The organism is Hymenobacter sp. AT01-02, from assembly GCF_000961955.2.
In the GTDB taxonomy this organism is placed as follows: domain Bacteria; phylum Bacteroidota; class Bacteroidia; order Cytophagales; family Hymenobacteraceae; genus Hymenobacter; species Hymenobacter mucosus.
This window is the reverse complement of sequence record NZ_JZIR02000028.1, coordinates 117,423-132,770: the sequence shown is the minus strand read 5'-3', so window position 1 is coordinate 132,770 and position 15,348 is coordinate 117,423. Positions and strand designations below refer to the sequence as shown.

Here is a 15,348-nt window from a genome sequence, read left to right as displayed (position 1 = left end):
CCCCTGGCCCCTTATGGCCTAACCGAGCTGCTTGGTAGGAACTACCTAGCTTAGCTAATCGGCACTTTGCGCAAAATAGCTTCAATCAGGTCCTGGGTGCGAATACCGTCGGCTTCGGCTTCGTACGTGAGCAGAATGCGGTGGTTGAGCACGTCGCCCGCTACATCTTTGATATCCTCGGGCAACACGTAGTCGCGCTCATCCAAGTAGGCTACGGCTTTGGCGGCGCGGTGCAGCGCAATGCTAGCGCGGGGGCTCACTCCAAACTGCACGTACTGCTGAAACTCCGGCAAGTCGTAGTCGGCGGGGCGGCGGGTGGCAAATACCAGCTCAATTATGTACTTCTCTAGGGTCTCCGAAATCTGCACTTGATTGATCTCCTGGCGGATACCAAACACGTCTTCCTTCGTCAAAATCGGGCTTACCTCTCCCACGTAGCTCATGTTGGCCATGCGGCGCATCACTTCCAGCTCGTCGGTTTTCTTGAGGTAGTCCACAAAAACCTTCATCATAAAGCGGTCTACCTGGGCCTCTGGAAGGGGGTAGGTTCCCTCCTGCTCCACGGGGTTTTGGGTGGCCAACACCAGAAAGGGCAGATCGAGCGGGTACGTGGTTTCCCCAATGGTCACCTGCTTTTCCTGCATGGCTTCCAGCAGAGCGCTTTGCACCTTAGCCGGGGAGCGGTTCACTTCATCGGCCAGCACTAGGTTGGCGAATATCGGCCCCTTCTTTACCTCGAATTCCGACTGGTTCTGGTTGTACACCATAGTGCCTACTAGGTCGGAAGGCAGTAGGTCCGGCGTGAACTGCACCCGTTGGAAGTGCAAGTGCAATACCTTAGACAAGGTACTGATAGTTAGTGTCTTGGCTAGGCCTGGCACACCTTCTAGCAGGATATGCCCACCGGTAAACAGCCCAATGAGGAGCCGCCCTACCATGTACTGCTGGCCCACGACAACCTTGCCTACTTCGGCAAAAACCTGCTTAATCTTCTGCTGGTAGTTGGGAGGGGTGGTTGGGGTAGAGGAAGAAAGCGGCATCATACGCGCAGAATCAAGGAAGAAGGCTAAAGGTAGCCAAACGATGGATTTTGTGCCGACAGTACACGGTTTCTATTTCGCGAGGCAAAAGCGCGTGGTTCTAGTACGAACGTCAGGCGCAAACTACTGGGCCTCTCATCTCCAACCCAACAAAAAGGGCTTCTACAACCTGTAGAAGCCCCTAGTACCAGAGACGGGACTCGAACCCGTACGTCCGTGAAGACAAGGGATTTTAAGTCCCTCGTGGCTACCATTACACCACTCTGGCAGCATATCTGTCTACTTCCTGCGGTAGCTAGTCTACCGCGCCCAACAGGTGGGCAAAGTAACTGTAAATTCTCCAAACGGCACATCCTAAGACCAGCATTTATCTTAGAAGCACCTCCGTTTGGTGCCAAATAGCTTAATGGCTACAAGAACTCAGTGCCTAGCTGTGGCAACTGATTCACCTGCGACCAATGAGCCAGCTATATAAACCAAAAGACCCTACCATGTGGCAGGGTCTTTATGGAGCGGGAGACGAGGTTCGAACTCGCGACCTCGACCTTGGCAAGGTCGCGCTCTACCAACTGAGCTACTCTCGCTTTCGATCTTGGCGCCGTAGTGGCGTTTTGATGTGACAAAGGTACTACAAGAATCCTCAGTGTCAAGAGCTGCCCCTAAAAAAAACTGCTTTTACTTTCCTACCATGCCCTTTTTGACTGATTTTCAGGGAGAAAAATTTTCATCAAAAAAGGAGCTTGGTACAGTCTCCTACTAGTTGCAAGCTCTTCTGCGCTCATAACAGCCCCGCCTTTTGGTAGCTAGGACTGGTAAAAATCACTCCGTAGCTGCTGAAAGGCGGGGCATACGATGCTACTTGCTACTGGCCGCTAGCTTTAGCTCGTTCAGCTTTAGCAACGCCTCGATTGGGGTGAGCGTGTTTACATCTAGCTTGTCGAGTAGTTCGCGGAGCCGTTCCAGAGCGGGGTCGGCAGGCTCGAACATGCTTAGCTGCAGGCTAGGGCGCGGGGCCGAGTGCATGGCAGCCGCAGGCTGGGCCTTAGGTCCGCGCGCAAAGTGGTCTGTGGCAACTCCCGGCCCGCTCGGCTTTACGTCGAGGCCAGCCAGCACTTCGTCGAACTCGGTGGGAGCTTCCGTATCGAGGCTAGCGCTGGTGCGCTCCTGCTCCAAGTGGTGCATGATTTCATTGGCCCGCAATACTACCGAGGTAGGCATACCAGCCATGCGGGCAACGTGAATGCCAAAGGAGTGCTCGGAGCCACCCTCTTGCAGCTTACGCAGAAATAGAATGCGGCCATCGGCTTCCTTTACGGCCACGTTGTAGTTGCGTACGCGGTGGCAGTCTTCCGCTAGCTGGTTCAGCTCGTGATAATGGGTAGCAAACAGCGTTTTGGCGCGGGCCTTGGGCGAGTTGTGCAGGTGCTCCACAATGGCCCAGGCAATACTAATACCATCGTAAGTGCTGGTGCCGCGCCCAATTTCATCCATCAGTACCAGGCTCCGGTCGGAGAGGTTGTTGAGGATGCTGGCCGTCTCGGTCATCTCCACCATAAAGGTGCTTTCGCCCTTACTTAGGTTATCAGAAGCCCCTACGCGGGTGAATATCTTGTCGATAACACCAATGGTAGCCGCGTCGGCTGGTACAAAGGACCCTATTTGGGCTAATAGTACAATCAGGGCTGTTTGGCGCAGCAAGGCAGATTTGCCGGCCATGTTAGGTCCCGTAATAACTACTATCTGCTGATCTTCCTGATCGAGGCGGATGTCGTTGGGGATGTAGGCTTCACCGGGCGGTAGCTGACGCTCAATAACTGGATGGCGCCCGGCCGTGATGTCAAGCAAGGTGCCATCATTCACGATGGGCTTCACATAGCGGTGCTGGCGGGCCGTGGCAGCAAAAGAAGCCAGGCAGTCTGTTACGCCAATGGCACGGGCATTCTGCTGAATCTGGGCAACGTACTCAGCGGCAAACAGCACCAAGTCGTTGTAAATATTCTGCTCAATGACAAACAGGCGCTCCTCTGCGTGCAGAATCTTCTCCTCGTAGGTTTTCAGCTCCTCCGTAATGTAGCGCTCGGCATTCACCAAGGTTTGCTTCCGAATCCAGGTAGTAGGCACCTTGTCCTTATGGGCATTGGTCACCTCAAGATAGTAGCCGAACACCTTATTGTAGGCCACCTTCAGGGAGCTGATACCCGTTTCCTGAATGGCCCGCTGCTGCATCTGAAACAGGTAGTCTTTGCCCGAGAAGGCCATACTACGTAGCTCGTCCAGCTCTTTATCCACGCCATCATTCAGCACCCCGCCCTGGTTTGTAAGCAACGGCGCATCGGTCTTGATTTTAGCCACAATCTCGTCTCGGAGCGCGGCGCAGGGGTTGAGCTGGTCGGCTAGCTTTTGCAGGGCCCGCACACCAGAACTGGCCAGTTGCTCGCGCATGGGGGCAATAGCTTCTAAAGCCCGCGCCAGCTGAAGCAGCTCGCGGGGGTTGATGCGGCGCACCGCTACCTTGGAAATCAAGCGCTCCAAGTCATTGATCTGACGCAGATTCTGAAGCAGATTACCCAGTAGCTCTGTATCGTGGAGCAGGGCCTCCACGGTATCTAGGCGGCGCTGAATTTGAGCGGGCTCCTTCAGTGGTAGTACTACCCACTTACGCAGCAGGCGGGCGCCCATGGGCGTCACGGTTTGGTCGAGGATGTCGATAAGGGGCACGCCGCCGGGGTGCTGAGGATGCACCAGCTCCAAGTTGCGCACCGTGAACCGGTCGAGCCACACGTACTTATCTTCCTCAAGCCGCCCGATGCTGCCAATGTGGCCCACATCAGTATGCTTGGTTTCGGCGAGGTAGTGCAGAATGCAGCCAGCCGCCGTGATACCCTCCCGGAGGCCATCAATGCCATAGCCTTTGAGAGAAGTAGTATTGAAGTGGCGCGTCAGCGTATCGTGGCAGTAGTCGAACCCGAACACCCATTCATCTAGGGCGAAGTGGCAGTAGTCGGGCCCGAATTGCTCCTCAAACTCCCGGCGGCTTTTCTTGCAGAACAGCACTTCGGCCGGCTGAAAATTTTGGAGCAGCTTGCCGAGGTACTCCAGGGTACCCTGAGCCACCAAAAACTCGCCCGTGCTGATATCAAGGAAGCTAATGCCCGCGTCCTGCTTGCCAAAATGCACGGCGCAGAGGTAGTTGTTGCTCTTGCGCTCCAGCACGTTGTCGTGCAGGCTCACGCCGGGCGTGACCAGCTCCGTAATACCGCGCTTTACTAGCCCCTTGGCTTGCTTGGGGTCTTCCAGCTGGTCGCAGATGGCCACGCGCTGCCCTGCTCGCACCAGCTTGGGCAGGTAGGTATCGAGGGCGTGATGCGGAAAGCCCGCTAGCGGCGTTTCGGCGGCAGTGCCGGCCCCGCGTTTGGTGAGCGTAATATCGAGAATGCGGGAAGCCGTGACGGCATCCTCGCCAAAGGTTTCGTAGAAGTCGCCCACCCGAAACAGGAGCACGGCACCAGGGTGGGCCTGCTTGAGTTGGTAGTACTGCTTCATCAGCGGCGTATCAATCACGGGGGCGGGACCGAGAGAGCCGTGCGTGCGGATGGGCTTTTTCGTAGGATCAGCGACTTTCGTTTTCACTAGCAAGAAAAGTAGCGCGTCGCTCCAGCGGCGCGTAACGTGGAATGCGGGGTGCAGGCGCAGCAGCACTACTGGCTGCCGGGCCCGAAGCTGGAGCTTCGCGCGGCGTTTCCTCCCATTCAGTATTGAGCCCAACAGCCGCAGCATGCAGACGCGTTCCTACCTTTGCAGGATGCGCAAACTCTCTATGGAAGAGCTGAACCGGCTGACGGTGGCAGACTTCAAAAATACGCAAAAATTCCCCCTCTGCCTGGTGCTCGACAATGTGCGGAGCCTGCACAACGTGGGGGCCGCTTTTCGCACCGCCGATGCGTTTGCCCTCGAAAAAATCTGGCTCTGCGGCATCACCGGCCGTCCTCCCCAACGCGAAATCACCAAGACTGCCCTGGGCAGTACCGAGTCGGTAACCTGGGAGTACGTGCCTACTACGGTAGAGGCCATTCACCAGCTCAAGGCGGCGGGGTACGTGGTCATTGCCGTGGAGCAAACGACTAGCAGCCTCGCCCTACCGGGCTTTCAGCCCGACCCGCAGCGGCGGTATGCCCTCGTCATGGGCAATGAGGTGTTTGGCGTAGAGGATGAGGTGCTGGCGCTGTGTGATGCTGCCGTGGAGATTCCACAATTTGGAACCAAGCACTCCCTGAATGTAAGTGTAGCAGCCGGGGTAGTGCTCTGGGATTTCATCAGTAAAACGGGCTGGGCTACATCTCAACAATAAATCTGCCTTGCTATTGAAAATCAGGCAAGAAAATCGCCAACTCCTCAGTAAATTTGGAACAGGCCGCTCTGCTGGAGCGGCTTTTGTTTTGCTGATCTGCTTACTCACTACTTCTACCGCGCCTCTTTGATGCACCTAGTCGCTTCTAAGCCCGCCGCCCGGGCCTTACTTTTCGCTGCTAGCCTGGTCATCCCAGCCATAGCAACTGCCCAACAAGCACCCTTCAATCGGGCCATCCAAGTATTGCAAGCCCGTCGGACGGCGTATGGGCTGGGAGAGCAAGATGTGGCCAATCCGGTGGTTACCAGCCAGCATACTGATGCGCACAATGGCGTTACGCACCTGTACTTGCGCCAGCGCCACGCCGGCATAGAGGTATCGGGTGCCGTAGCCGACGTGCATTTGACAGCGGCGGGCAAGGTAGTGAGTATGTCTAGCAACTTTGTGCCAGCGGTGGCTACTGCTGCGCGCACGACGGCGCCAGCACTTTCAGCCGAGCAGGCAGTAGCTGCCGCTGCCCGCGCCTTGGGCATGCCGGCTCCGCGCAGCCTACGAGTGGTGCAGGCTGGTACTGCTGCCACGGGTATTGTGTTCAACGAGGCAGGCATTTCCCTCGACAATATTCTGGTGAAGCTTATGTACCAGCCCCTGGCCAACGGCTCCATGCCCCTGGCTTGGGACGTTACGCTGGCTCCGCTGGACGGTGAGCATTACTGGAACGTGCGAGTAGACGCAGCCACTGGCACCCTGCTCGACAAAACGGACTACACCGTTTCGGAAAGCCTGCGCTTTGTGCCCCTACACCAGTCGGCACAGATTGCTGCGGCCAGCGCCCCCACTCCGGCCACTACGGCCAATAAAGTAAACGCGCCCAACAGCTACAACGTGTGGGCCGTGCCGGCAGAAAGCCCTGATCATGGCACCCGCCAAGTGGTTGTAAACCCTGCCGACCCACTGGTATCGCCCTACGGCTGGCACGATACGGATGGAGTAACGGGGGCAGAGTTCACCCGCACCAGCGGCAACAATGTGAATGCCTACGACGACCGCCCAAACCGCAACGCGTACACCACCGGCACCAGCATTAGCCCGATGGGGGGGCCAACCTGGAATTTGATTTCGCCTTTACGAATGGGCTGACGACTGCTCCCACAAGTAACCTGAATTTGGCCGTAGTCAACTTGTTCTACTGGAACAATATGATTCACGACGTGATGGCTACAAGGGCTTCGATGAAGTGAGCGGCAACTTCCAGGTGAAGAACTATACTAACCGCGGTGCCGGCGCCGATGCCGTGCAGGCTGAAGCGCAGGACGGCGCTTCGGCTTCACCTGTTCGCCTCAACAATGCAAACTTCTCTACTCCGGTAGAAGGCAGCCGCCCGCGCATGCAAATGTTTCTGTGGACGGCGGAGAGCAAGAGCATTCAAATTACGGCCCCTGCTTCCTTAGCCGGGCCACTCACTGCATTAGAAGGCTCTTTGGGCCGCCGGATATCAGCAGTAGGCCCCATCACGGGCAATCTGGTGGCGGTAGATGATGGCTCGGCCAAGCCTATTCGGGGCTGCAATGCGCCCCTGGTAAACGCGGCGGCCATCAGTGGTAAGATTGCCCTCATTCAGCGGGGCAAGTGCAACTTCGCCGTGAAGATCAGAAACGCCCAGAATGCCGGGGCCAAAATGGTAGTCATGATGGACAGCATACCCAATACAACCACGCTCGTGAACATGGGCTCTACTGTAGCGGCCGATACGGTAGGGCTCCGCATTCCATCCATTTTCATCACGAAAGCGGATGGCGACCGGCTGAAGGCGGCCCTTGACGCTGGCCAAACCGTGTCCTTATCAGCTTCTAGTACAGTCTACTACCGTGACGGCGACTTCGATAACGGCATTATTACCCACGAATATGGTCACGGTATTTCTACCCGCCTCACGGGGGGAGCGGCCAACTCAGGCTGCCTGCCCAACACTACCGGCTATGAGACCATGGGAGAAGGTTGGAGCGACTTCTTTGGCCTGTGGATGACTACCAAGCCCGGCGACGTGGGTACTACGCCCCGCGGCATCGGCACATACGTAGCCTTCCAAACACCCACCGGCACCGGCATCCGCCGCAAGCTCTACACAACCAACTTTGCCGTTAACAACCATACGTATGCTTTCCTTGGTACGGGCGAGGGGCAATACGCTGAAACCCACGACGTGGGAGAAGTGTGGGCGGCTACGCTTTGGGACTTGAACTGGGCCTTAATTGGCCGGTACGGGTACAATGCAGATATGAAAGCCTCGACCGGAGGTAATAACATCTGCCTGCAGTTGGTGCTGGATGGCTTGAAGCTGCAGAAGTGCACACCTGGCTTCATCGACGGCCGCAATGCTATTCTGAAAGCTGATACCCTCAATAATCAGGGGGCCAACTCCGCGTTGATCTGGAGCGTATTCGCCCGCCGCGGTATGGGAGTCAGTGCCACTCAAGGCCTGAGTACCAGTGTGTCTGATCAGGTAGTAGCCTACGATATGCCAGCGGTTTTGAGCACGCAAAAGCAACTCAGCGGGGAACTGCTGGAGGTGTACCCTAACCCAGCCAACAACCAAGTAGTGGTGCGGACGCAGATCAGCAGTTCGGCGCCGGTGCAGATTAGCGTCGTAACGTTGCTGGGCCAAACTGTGCACACCGAACAGGTAGCAGCCGCTCGCCTACAACAAGAGGGCGTAACGCTGAACACCGCCAACCTAGCAGCCGGTGTGTACATTGTGCGCCTAACTACCTCACAAGGAAACATTACGAAGAAAGTAGCGGTACAACACTAAGCAGCCCTCGGCGCCCTAGCTGTTGGTGCTAGAGTGCCTACTGGGCCGTACCAAGCCCACTAGGTCTTGATCTAGTGGGCTTCTTCTTGTGTTGTGTTTGCTGGTCCGTCTCACTGGGCCTTTCCTACCTGCTCCGTATGCCATCTGCTACCCCCATCGACGATCCTCATGCCACTGCCCGCCTAGCCTTACGCCCTACCGTGGAGGCTACCTTATCGGCAGAGCCCACCGCTGCAAACTTTCTGCACCGCACCCTGCGCCCGGTGCTTAAGCTCCAGCATGAGCACGTGCTAGCTACCGTAGCTGACTTTCTAAGCGACCATCACGTGCCATTTCTGCTTGCACACCGCACTGAGCAGCAACGCCTGATTGGGGAGCTACTTGGCCGCAATACTAAGCTGCGCTACACTATAGTAGGCCTGATAACCGGGCAGTTCACGCGGGAGGAGTATACCTTCTACCGCGCCCACCGCTCCGAGCTTAACCGTCGAATTTTAGAGCTGGCCGTGCAGCGCGCCCACGACAGTACAGAGGCCATTGCTCACTATACTACTCCCGCCGGACCATGAGCACGTACTACCAACTGCTTGAGGTGCCGGAGCAAGCCACATCGGTTGAGTTGCGCCAAGCTTACCGCCGCCTGGTATTTCTCACCCACCCCGACCGCACCTCTGATCCGGAGGCCCACCAGCGTTACCTGCTAATAAACGCCGCCTATGAAGTACTAGGACAGCCCACGAAACGTGCCACCTACGATGCCCAGCTGCGGGCACAGCGCCAGCACCCCCAAGCGGCTACCACGCCCGCACAGCGCGACCCCGCTATTCGCCGCCGATATACGGCTGCCGTTCAGCGTTCTAGCGGCCTGCTTCGCATTCGTCCTATGGACCTGGAAGTATATAATGCCCCTGCCCGCCGCTGGTGCCAAGTACTGCTGGGGCTGGTGCTCGTGGTGATGGTTGATTACTTTCTGCTGGTGCGCTCGGCCACGGGTACGTTTACCAGTATTCACTCTAGCCGTGCCACTAATGGGCGCTTGTTAAACTACGTGGATACCGACCGCGGCTCCTTTATCACGAACCAGCACTTCCCCATTACTACGGAGTATTTTCAGTTGAAAACCTCCCTGCTGTTCCGGTTTGTGCGAGAAGCCCGGTTGCCCAATGGCACTCCCCTATCGGTAGAATTTGGGTACGAAAGCTTGTTTGGCTTCCTGTTCGTACTACTCCTCCTCACCTTGCCCGCCCAGCTTCGCAACCTGACAGCGGCCATGCGGATCAACTTAGCCATTATAGCCTCGGTAGTAGGTGTTATTGTGCTGCTAATGGCCCTCACCGCGTAGCCAGCTCCCTTGCTTTACAAGCACAAAGGCCCGTAGCTCTGGAGCTACGGGCCTTTGTGCTTGTAAGACGGATAGGATTGAGGTTAGTCGTACTGTGATTCGCGCAACTGCACAGGAGGCGTCTTTTTGCGCAGGCGCATGTTCAGCGTTTCCACAATGAGGGAGAAGAACATGGCAAAGTAGATGTAGCCTTTCTCAATTTCCTTGTGGAAGGCTTCCATCACCAGCATCACCCCAATCATAATCAGGAAGGACAGCGCAAGCATCTTGATGGTAGGGTTGCGGTTCACAAAGTCGGCCACTACCCCAGAGAAAGCCAGCATTACGCCCATTGACAGGATAACGGCCAGAATCATAATCAGCACGTTATCCACCAGGCCCACGGCCGTTAAAATGGAGTCGAAGCTGAACACAATATCAATGATGATAATCTGCAAGATGATGCTCTGCATGGTAGCGCCGCCTTTGCTGGCGTGCTCTTCCTCCTCGCCACCTTGTAGCTTGGTGTGAATTTCCGTGGTGCTTTTCCCGATTAGGAACAATCCGCCCGCCAGCAAGATCAAGTCGCGACCCGATACGCCGAAAGGTTCGTCCAGCCAAGGCAGGTTGAGCGTAAATAAGGCGGCTTTCAGCCCCACAATCCAGGAAATGCTCAGCAGCAAACCAATGCGGCACAATAAAGCCAGCAACAAGCCAATGCTACGTCCACGCGCCTGCTGCTCCTGCGGCAGCCGGTTGACCACAATGGAAATGAAGATAATGTTGTCGATACCCAACACAATTTCCATGAAGGTCAGCGTGAGCAGGCTCACCCAGGTTTGGGGACTGGAGAAAACGGAGAAGTCGAAATTCATTAGGCGAGATGGTGACGAGGAGGAAAGTAGCGGGACCCGTAGGCAAGCGCACGTACAAATGAAAAGTAGCTACTAGCTGCTTCACTCGTACGCGTATCTGTGCTGCTGAACAGCTAGGACTTCATGTTCACGAACTGCAAGGGCTGACCGATGTCGGCGGAGCGCTGGCGCAGCAATGCAATAACGGCTTGCAGGTCGTCAATCTTCTTGGCCGATACGCGTACTTGGTCGTCTTGCATCTGCGCTTCTACTTTCAGTTTGGCGTCTTTGATAGCCTTAATGATTTTACGGCCCGCTTCCTTATCGACCCCGGCCCGCACCTTGATGGTTTTCTTTACCAGAGCGCCGTTGGCTTGTTCTTCGGCGGTAAAGTCGAGGGCTGTGCCATCGATACCTTGCTTTACTACCCGGCCCAGCAGAATATCTTCCAGCGCCTTCACGCGCATAGAATTCTCGGAGCTGAGCTGAATGGTGTTAGCTTTTTTATCGAGTTCAATACCGCCTTTGGTATCGCGTAAGTCATAGCGCGTCTGCAGTTCTTTCTTGGCGGTGTTTACTGCGTTTTCGAGGGTTTGCGGGTCTACTTTGCTGACAATATCGAAGGAGGCCATAATGCAGGAATGAGTTGGGTTGGGCTTCCTGTACGCCAAACCATGCGTGCGGTTTGGGCCAGGAAGCCAAAGGTAGGAACTTGGCACTGATTGGATAAAACCAGCCGTATACTCCCGTAGATTAGCTTGTACTTTTACCTCGACTTCGTTCTACGCGTTTCACTGCTGCGCCTATGCCCGTCATTGCCCCTCATACGCCCGATGAATGGGCCGCCTATTACCGCCTGCGCTACGAGGTACTACGCCAGCCTTGGGGCCAGCCGGCGGGGTCAGAGCACGCCGACGATGACGCCGCCCCAACTACTACTCATGCCCTACTGCTGTCTCCCGAGGGGCACGCCATGGCAGTGGGCCGCCTGCATCCGGCCAGCCCTACGCAAGGGCAAGTACGCTTTATGGCCGTTGCTCCCCACCAGCAAGGCCAAGGCCTGGGGCGGCAGGTGCTAACGTACCTCGAAGCAGCCGCTCGTACACAGGGCTTAGAGGAAGTAGTGCTGCATTCTCGTCAGAATGCCGTGCCCTTCTACCAGCGGCTGGGCTATGCGGTAGTAGCCCCCTCACACATACTGTTCGGTACCATCCCGCATTTTCTAATGCGCAAGTCCTTAGCCTAGTATCGCGTCATAACAGGGTGCTGGTTGAGGCTAGAACTTCTCTCGGCCCCGTAGCAATTCCCAGTACAGACGAAAGTCGCCGAGCAAGGACCACCAGGGATGTTGAAAAGTAGCTGGTCGATTACGCTCCACGAAAAAGTGACCTACCCAGGCGCAGCCATAGGCCGCAACCACGCCACCCAGTATTAGCCACGGCCGCTGCCATGCCACGGCTAGCCCCGTAGCCGCCAGAAATAGGCTAGTGCCCACGAAATGAAAAATACGAGTACCGCGCTGACTATGCTCGCGCAGGTAGCGGTGATAAAACTCAGCAAACGTATTGGTGCTGGGAGCACTCATGGCGGCGCAGTTTAAAGGTTTTACCTAAAGTAACTACCTTTTCCTACTTGCCTTCCCTTTAGTCATCTTCTGCCATGGACCACTTTCCTGATGTAGCTACGCTGGTGGCTATCTATAATCAAATCAACACTTACGGCCGCACCAACGGGATGGAACTACTACTCCAGCAGCCCGGCGAGGTGCAGTATCGTATGACGGTGAAAGAGGAGCACCTGTCCTCCCCGGGCACGTGCCACGGTGGGGTGCTGGCTGGCTTACTAGACTCGGCACTGGGAGCGGCGGCTTTGTCGTTGGCTTTCACGGCGGGGGAGCTGGTTTCTACCGTAGAGTTTAAGATCAACTACCTATACCCGGTGCACCTGCACGACCACCTGATAGCCCACGGCACCGTGGAGCACAGCGGCAAAACGCTAATAGTAAGCAGCGCTGTTATCCGCTGCCCCACCCACGATAACCGAGTAGTAGCACGAGGCTTGGGGACCTTCAACCGCTACCCAGCCACCAAGCGAGACTTCCACGATTTGCTTTTCCCAGCCTCGCCAGAATAGAGTTACGGCTAGGCCAGGACATGAAAAAGCCGGGTATCGTGCGGATACCCGGCTTTTTACAGAACTGCCGAACCAAGGCAAAAAGAGCAGGTTACAGACGTTCGGGTGAGCTAGCAGACTCGTGTTCGGCTTCGCCGTACTCGTCGCCATCCATTTCAGGTGGCGCAACTTTGCGGACCTGACGGGCGCAGTCTTCATCGCGGTGGTTGCGGCCTACGGTAAACTCAACCCAGTCACCTTCGTGCAGGTCGTTGAAGTCACCTTCTGCCATGTCCGCGTAGCTGAAAAACAGGTTGTTCGGGGGCATTACCACGAAGCCGAATCCGTTTTTCAGATTCTTGATGGTGCTGATACCTACCGTACCAACGGGACCAGCAGCCGTAGGACCGGTGGGGCGCACTGGCTTGGCGCTAGGGAATGCGGCTGGCTCGGGCGTGTTCACAAACATGCCTTCGATTACTTCATCGCCGGAGCTCAGGCCCTGGTCAATGATATCGTGCATCTGCGTGGGGTAGGTTACTTGCTCCAGCAGTTGCTGCGAAGCGCGAGTTACGCGGTTTTCGCCTTTGAAGTCAACGTACTTGAAGTCCCAGTTCAGCAGCATCACGCGGGTGCCGATGGTGTTGAGCTTCTTGATCAGAGGTACGTAGTCGGAATCACCAGCAATTAGAACGACTACGTCGAAGCTCTTGTGCAGCGAAAGCTCCAGCGCCTCCAAGGACAGCCATACGTCAATACCCTTCTCCTGCAAACGACCGTCGCGGGTTTTCAGGGGCATGTAGTGGGTAGTGATACCCAGGTTCATCAAAATATCGTCGAGCAGCCGGTCGTGAAACAGGCGGTCTTTGTCACGGGCTTCAGTTGCAGAAAGACGGCCGCGGAAAAAGTGAGAGTCAATAATTTGCGATAACCGCACGTCAACGTCTTCTTCTTCAGCTACTTGGTGCCGAATAAACTCATGCAGGCCTTCCAAGCTAATACGGGCCTTACGATCGTGCTGGAAGTAGTAGTAATCACTGATTTTCAGGAAATAATTGCCGTCATAAAAGACGCCTATCCTAATCAGAGGGCTATTCATCTGATTCATACAAAAACGGTTTGAGCGCAAAAAGGTGTGTTAATAAGAGCGGGGAGCGGTTCGGCAGGACCTGTGCCAGGCATAATCCTGGTCAAAGATACTACGGGAGGTAGTTATTGTATTCCAATAAGTCATGGTTTTAGTTTGTTTATCACGTGGTTAGGTTGTGGAACGTGGAGCAGAGGCGGGTCTGATGGCAGGAAGAGCGAGGAAATATAGCGTACCCTCCAATGAATAAGAGGTGAAGCGGAGGGACATTTAACGTAATTATTCATCATAGTGTAGTAGCTATCCTATAAATATGTATACCTAAATCGAACAACCAAGATACAATATTAAATAACATATATTCCCTTACCTATTAGACTAATACAAACTGCATAAATTTTATCCTACGCTAAACTAGGTAAATCAACAAATAATAGCCATAGTGCACCACACCAGCCTTCTTTAAGTACAATTAAAGAAAGTGCAGCCGTGGTGCAGCATTGAGGCTACTAAACCACTGAACGAAGGTAAAAGTAGCAGTAACTATGTTGCTGCATGTTCGCCCAAGCTATGTGTTTTGTAGATGAACCAAGACAATTAACAGACCAATTTCGCGTAGTAAACACCAACTTAGGCGTGCAAGTTACATGCGGCCCCAAATTGGGAGCCTGCTAGAACTGAAAGTGTCCAACTACTAAACCCAATACAAGCAGAGCGTAGCCGATACAAATGGCCACTTCCAGAGCATTACCACTAGCTGATCCTGTGCGGATAAGTGGCAGCTTGAAGGACGTATCTAGAAGAGGCATCAACCACTTTACACCCGCCTTGGTGAGCGTGTCGGCTAGCAAGTGGGACACGTAGCCGCCCCCCGCAAACAAGGCCACTCCGTGCCAGCCCAAGCTTTGATTAGCCAAATGGCCGATGTAGGTCCATAAGCCGGCGGCCCAGAGCGTATGCGTCCAGGAGCGGTGGGAAGTGAAGGGCGCTACCGACACAAACAGCCCCAGCATGCTCAGCCACACGTAGCTAGTATACAGGCCAGCTACCACAGTGCACAGGCCGGTGAACAGCAGGGCCAGCTTGCGGGTGGAGTCGCCTTGGAGAGCAGCCCCAATTAGTCCAAAGGCCAGCGCCGCCGTGAAGCCCATGCGCCGGTCGGGGCCGGGTGCCACGAGGAAGTGAGTGTAGAGGGCCAAGCCAGCCGCTACTCCTACAAAAGCCCACCGCACATACCGCTGGGCAAAGCCTAGGCGCTTGCTCAGCCGGGACCCAGGATGGTCAAGATCGGGGGCGAGGGAAGAAAAGCCAGCCAAGGCAATACCGGCCAGCGAAAAGGGAATACCCGGGACTAGGCCCGCTACGGCTACGCCGGTAATGAGGCCAATGGCCAAGTGAGAAGAACCGCGCACTAGTTGAATCCAGACTAAGAAATAAAGGTGGCGAAGATACCAGCCGCAGCCGCAATCTACCTATACCAGAAACGTGGACTTATGCCTCTCTCAGTATTACTTTATTGCTAATTATCTCAATCAAATTGTATTATAGCAATATAAATCTACCTTGCGCTTTGAAAACCTTGTGGGAAGGTTTTCTCATGTTCAACTTTTTCTCTTTGACATGCGACAAGGTGTACGGTTACTGACGATGGGAGTCAGTGCGTTTCTACTTCTGGGCAGTTCTCTAACGGTAGAGGCTGGAACTATATCGGGGCGAGTATTTGAGGATGTGAATTACGGAGGCGGCCAAGGCGCAGCCTATGTTAATAATGGAG

General features: G+C 55.3%; 15 protein-coding genes and 2 tRNA genes. 8 read left to right on the top strand and 9 right to left on the bottom strand.

The window, feature by feature from the left end; translation table 11 throughout:
• Nucleotides 1-50: 50 nt before the first annotated feature.
• From VI25_RS11355 to mutS, 4 genes are all read right to left on the bottom strand, one after another.
• Nucleotides 51-1,040 carry an AAA family ATPase gene (locus VI25_RS11355; protein WP_045687073.1) on the bottom strand — a complete coding sequence of 330 codons (990 nt, stop codon included), beginning with the start codon at nucleotides 1,038-1,040 and terminating at the stop codon, nucleotides 51-53.
• 185 nt (nucleotides 1,041-1,225) lie between these two features.
• A tRNA-Leu gene (locus VI25_RS11350) sits at nucleotides 1,226-1,308 on the bottom strand.
• 240 nt (nucleotides 1,309-1,548) lie between these two features.
• A tRNA-Gly gene (locus tag VI25_RS11345) sits at nucleotides 1,549-1,624 on the bottom strand.
• Nucleotides 1,625-1,895: 271 nt separating this feature from the next.
• Nucleotides 1,896-4,583 carry a DNA mismatch repair protein MutS gene (gene mutS, locus VI25_RS11340; RefSeq protein ID WP_045687072.1) on the bottom strand — a complete coding sequence of 896 codons (2,688 nt, stop codon included), beginning with the start codon at nucleotides 4,581-4,583 and terminating at the stop codon, nucleotides 1,896-1,898.
• A 259-nt stretch (nucleotides 4,584-4,842) separates the two neighbouring features.
• Here mutS and VI25_RS11335 point away from each other — a divergent pair, with 259 nt between their 5' ends.
• The 6 genes from VI25_RS11335 (at nucleotide 4,843) to VI25_RS11315 (ending at nucleotide 9,542) form a co-directional block, all read left to right on the top strand.
• Nucleotides 4,843-5,388 (top strand): RNA methyltransferase, encoded by a 546-nt coding sequence (locus VI25_RS11335; RefSeq protein ID WP_045687060.1) that lies wholly within the window; start codon nucleotides 4,843-4,845, stop codon nucleotides 5,386-5,388.
• A gap of 129 nt (nucleotides 5,389-5,517) precedes the next feature.
• Nucleotides 5,518-6,528, top strand: a complete 1,011-nt coding sequence (locus tag VI25_RS27740) for a M36 family metallopeptidase (protein ID WP_052694910.1) — start codon at nucleotides 5,518-5,520, stop codon at nucleotides 6,526-6,528.
• Entirely contained in the window at nucleotides 6,495-6,629 is a 135-nt protein-coding gene (locus VI25_RS28885) for a M36 family metallopeptidase (RefSeq protein WP_152981591.1), read from the top strand. Before VI25_RS27740 ends, VI25_RS28885 begins: the two co-directional genes overlap by 34 nt.
• A complete protein-coding gene (locus VI25_RS27735; RefSeq protein WP_052694909.1) occupies nucleotides 6,626-8,200 on the top strand; it encodes a M36 family metallopeptidase in 1,575 nt (524 codons plus the stop codon). Before VI25_RS28885 ends, VI25_RS27735 begins: the two co-directional genes overlap by 4 nt.
• 137 nt (nucleotides 8,201-8,337) lie before the next feature.
• Nucleotides 8,338-8,769 (top strand): hypothetical protein, encoded by a 432-nt coding sequence (locus VI25_RS11320; protein WP_045687059.1) that lies wholly within the window; start codon nucleotides 8,338-8,340, stop codon nucleotides 8,767-8,769.
• A complete protein-coding gene (locus VI25_RS11315) occupies nucleotides 8,766-9,542 on the top strand; it encodes a J domain-containing protein (protein ID WP_052694908.1) in 777 nt (258 codons plus the stop codon). The genes VI25_RS11320 and VI25_RS11315 overlap by 4 nt, the downstream gene beginning before the upstream one ends.
• Nucleotides 9,543-9,625: 83 nt before the next feature.
• Here the strand turns inward: VI25_RS11315 and VI25_RS11310 are convergent, their stop codons facing one another.
• Together VI25_RS11310 and VI25_RS11305 are read right to left on the bottom strand one after the other, a co-directional pair.
• Nucleotides 9,626-10,396, bottom strand: coding sequence for a TerC family protein (locus VI25_RS11310; protein WP_045687058.1), 771 nt, complete (start codon nucleotides 10,394-10,396; stop codon nucleotides 9,626-9,628).
• 113 nt (nucleotides 10,397-10,509) lie between these two features.
• Nucleotides 10,510-11,007 carry a YajQ family cyclic di-GMP-binding protein gene (locus VI25_RS11305; RefSeq protein WP_045687057.1) on the bottom strand — a complete coding sequence of 166 codons (498 nt, stop codon included), beginning with the start codon at nucleotides 11,005-11,007 and terminating at the stop codon, nucleotides 10,510-10,512.
• Between the two features lie 173 nt (nucleotides 11,008-11,180).
• Between VI25_RS11305 and VI25_RS11300 the strand changes: the two genes are divergently transcribed.
• Nucleotides 11,181-11,621 (top strand): GNAT family N-acetyltransferase, encoded by a 441-nt coding sequence (locus tag VI25_RS11300; RefSeq protein WP_045687056.1) that lies wholly within the window; start codon nucleotides 11,181-11,183, stop codon nucleotides 11,619-11,621.
• Between the two features lie 30 nt (nucleotides 11,622-11,651).
• Here VI25_RS11300 and VI25_RS11295 read toward each other — a convergent pair whose 3' ends face one another.
• On the bottom strand, nucleotides 11,652-11,960 hold the full coding sequence (locus VI25_RS11295; RefSeq protein ID WP_045687055.1) for a DUF962 domain-containing protein: 309 nt from the start codon (nucleotides 11,958-11,960) through the stop codon (nucleotides 11,652-11,654).
• 74 nt (nucleotides 11,961-12,034) lie between these two features.
• Between VI25_RS11295 and VI25_RS11290 the strand changes: the two genes are divergently transcribed.
• On the top strand, nucleotides 12,035-12,508 hold the full coding sequence (locus VI25_RS11290) for a PaaI family thioesterase (protein ID WP_045687054.1): 474 nt from the start codon (nucleotides 12,035-12,037) through the stop codon (nucleotides 12,506-12,508).
• 91 nt (nucleotides 12,509-12,599) lie between these two features.
• On the opposite strand, the gene VI25_RS11285 is transcribed toward VI25_RS11290, so the two are convergent.
• Nucleotides 12,600-13,595: an NYN domain-containing protein gene (locus VI25_RS11285; RefSeq protein WP_045687053.1), complete on the bottom strand. Its 996-nt coding sequence runs from the start codon at nucleotides 13,593-13,595 to the stop codon at nucleotides 12,600-12,602.
• A 650-nt stretch (nucleotides 13,596-14,245) separates the two neighbouring features.
• Nucleotides 14,246-14,986, bottom strand: coding sequence for a metal-dependent hydrolase (locus tag VI25_RS11280; protein ID WP_161806926.1), 741 nt, complete (start codon nucleotides 14,984-14,986; stop codon nucleotides 14,246-14,248).
• Nucleotides 14,987-15,348 lie beyond the last annotated feature (362 nt).

Bases quoted from the DNA above. Each gene is read 5' to 3' on its own strand.
- VI25_RS11300 (WP_045687056.1), top strand. From the start codon at position 11,181: ATGCCCGTCATTGCCCCTCATACGCCCGATGAATGGGCCGCCTATTAC.
- VI25_RS11310 (WP_045687058.1), bottom strand. From the start codon at position 10,396: ATGAATTTCGACTTCTCCGTTTTCTCCAGTCCCCAAACCTGGGTGAGC.
- VI25_RS11305 (WP_045687057.1), bottom strand. From the start codon at position 11,007: ATGGCCTCCTTCGATATTGTCAGCAAAGTAGACCCGCAAACCCTCGAA.
- VI25_RS11355 (WP_045687073.1), bottom strand. From the start codon at position 1,040: ATGCCGCTTTCTTCCTCTACCCCAACCACCCCTCCCAACTACCAGCAG.
- VI25_RS11290 (WP_045687054.1), top strand. From the start codon at position 12,035: ATGGACCACTTTCCTGATGTAGCTACGCTGGTGGCTATCTATAATCAA.
- VI25_RS11295 (WP_045687055.1), bottom strand. From the start codon at position 11,960: ATGAGTGCTCCCAGCACCAATACGTTTGCTGAGTTTTATCACCGCTAC.
- VI25_RS11335 (WP_045687060.1), top strand. From the start codon at position 4,843: ATGCGCAAACTCTCTATGGAAGAGCTGAACCGGCTGACGGTGGCAGAC.
- VI25_RS11315 (WP_052694908.1), top strand. From the start codon at position 8,766: ATGAGCACGTACTACCAACTGCTTGAGGTGCCGGAGCAAGCCACATCG.
- mutS (WP_045687072.1), bottom strand. From the start codon at position 4,583: ATGAAGCAGTACTACCAACTCAAGCAGGCCCACCCTGGTGCCGTGCTC.
- VI25_RS27740 (WP_052694910.1), top strand. From the start codon at position 5,518: ATGCACCTAGTCGCTTCTAAGCCCGCCGCCCGGGCCTTACTTTTCGCT.
- VI25_RS11285 (WP_045687053.1), bottom strand. From the start codon at position 13,595: ATGAATCAGATGAATAGCCCTCTGATTAGGATAGGCGTCTTTTATGAC.
- VI25_RS11320 (WP_045687059.1), top strand. From the start codon at position 8,338: ATGCCATCTGCTACCCCCATCGACGATCCTCATGCCACTGCCCGCCTA.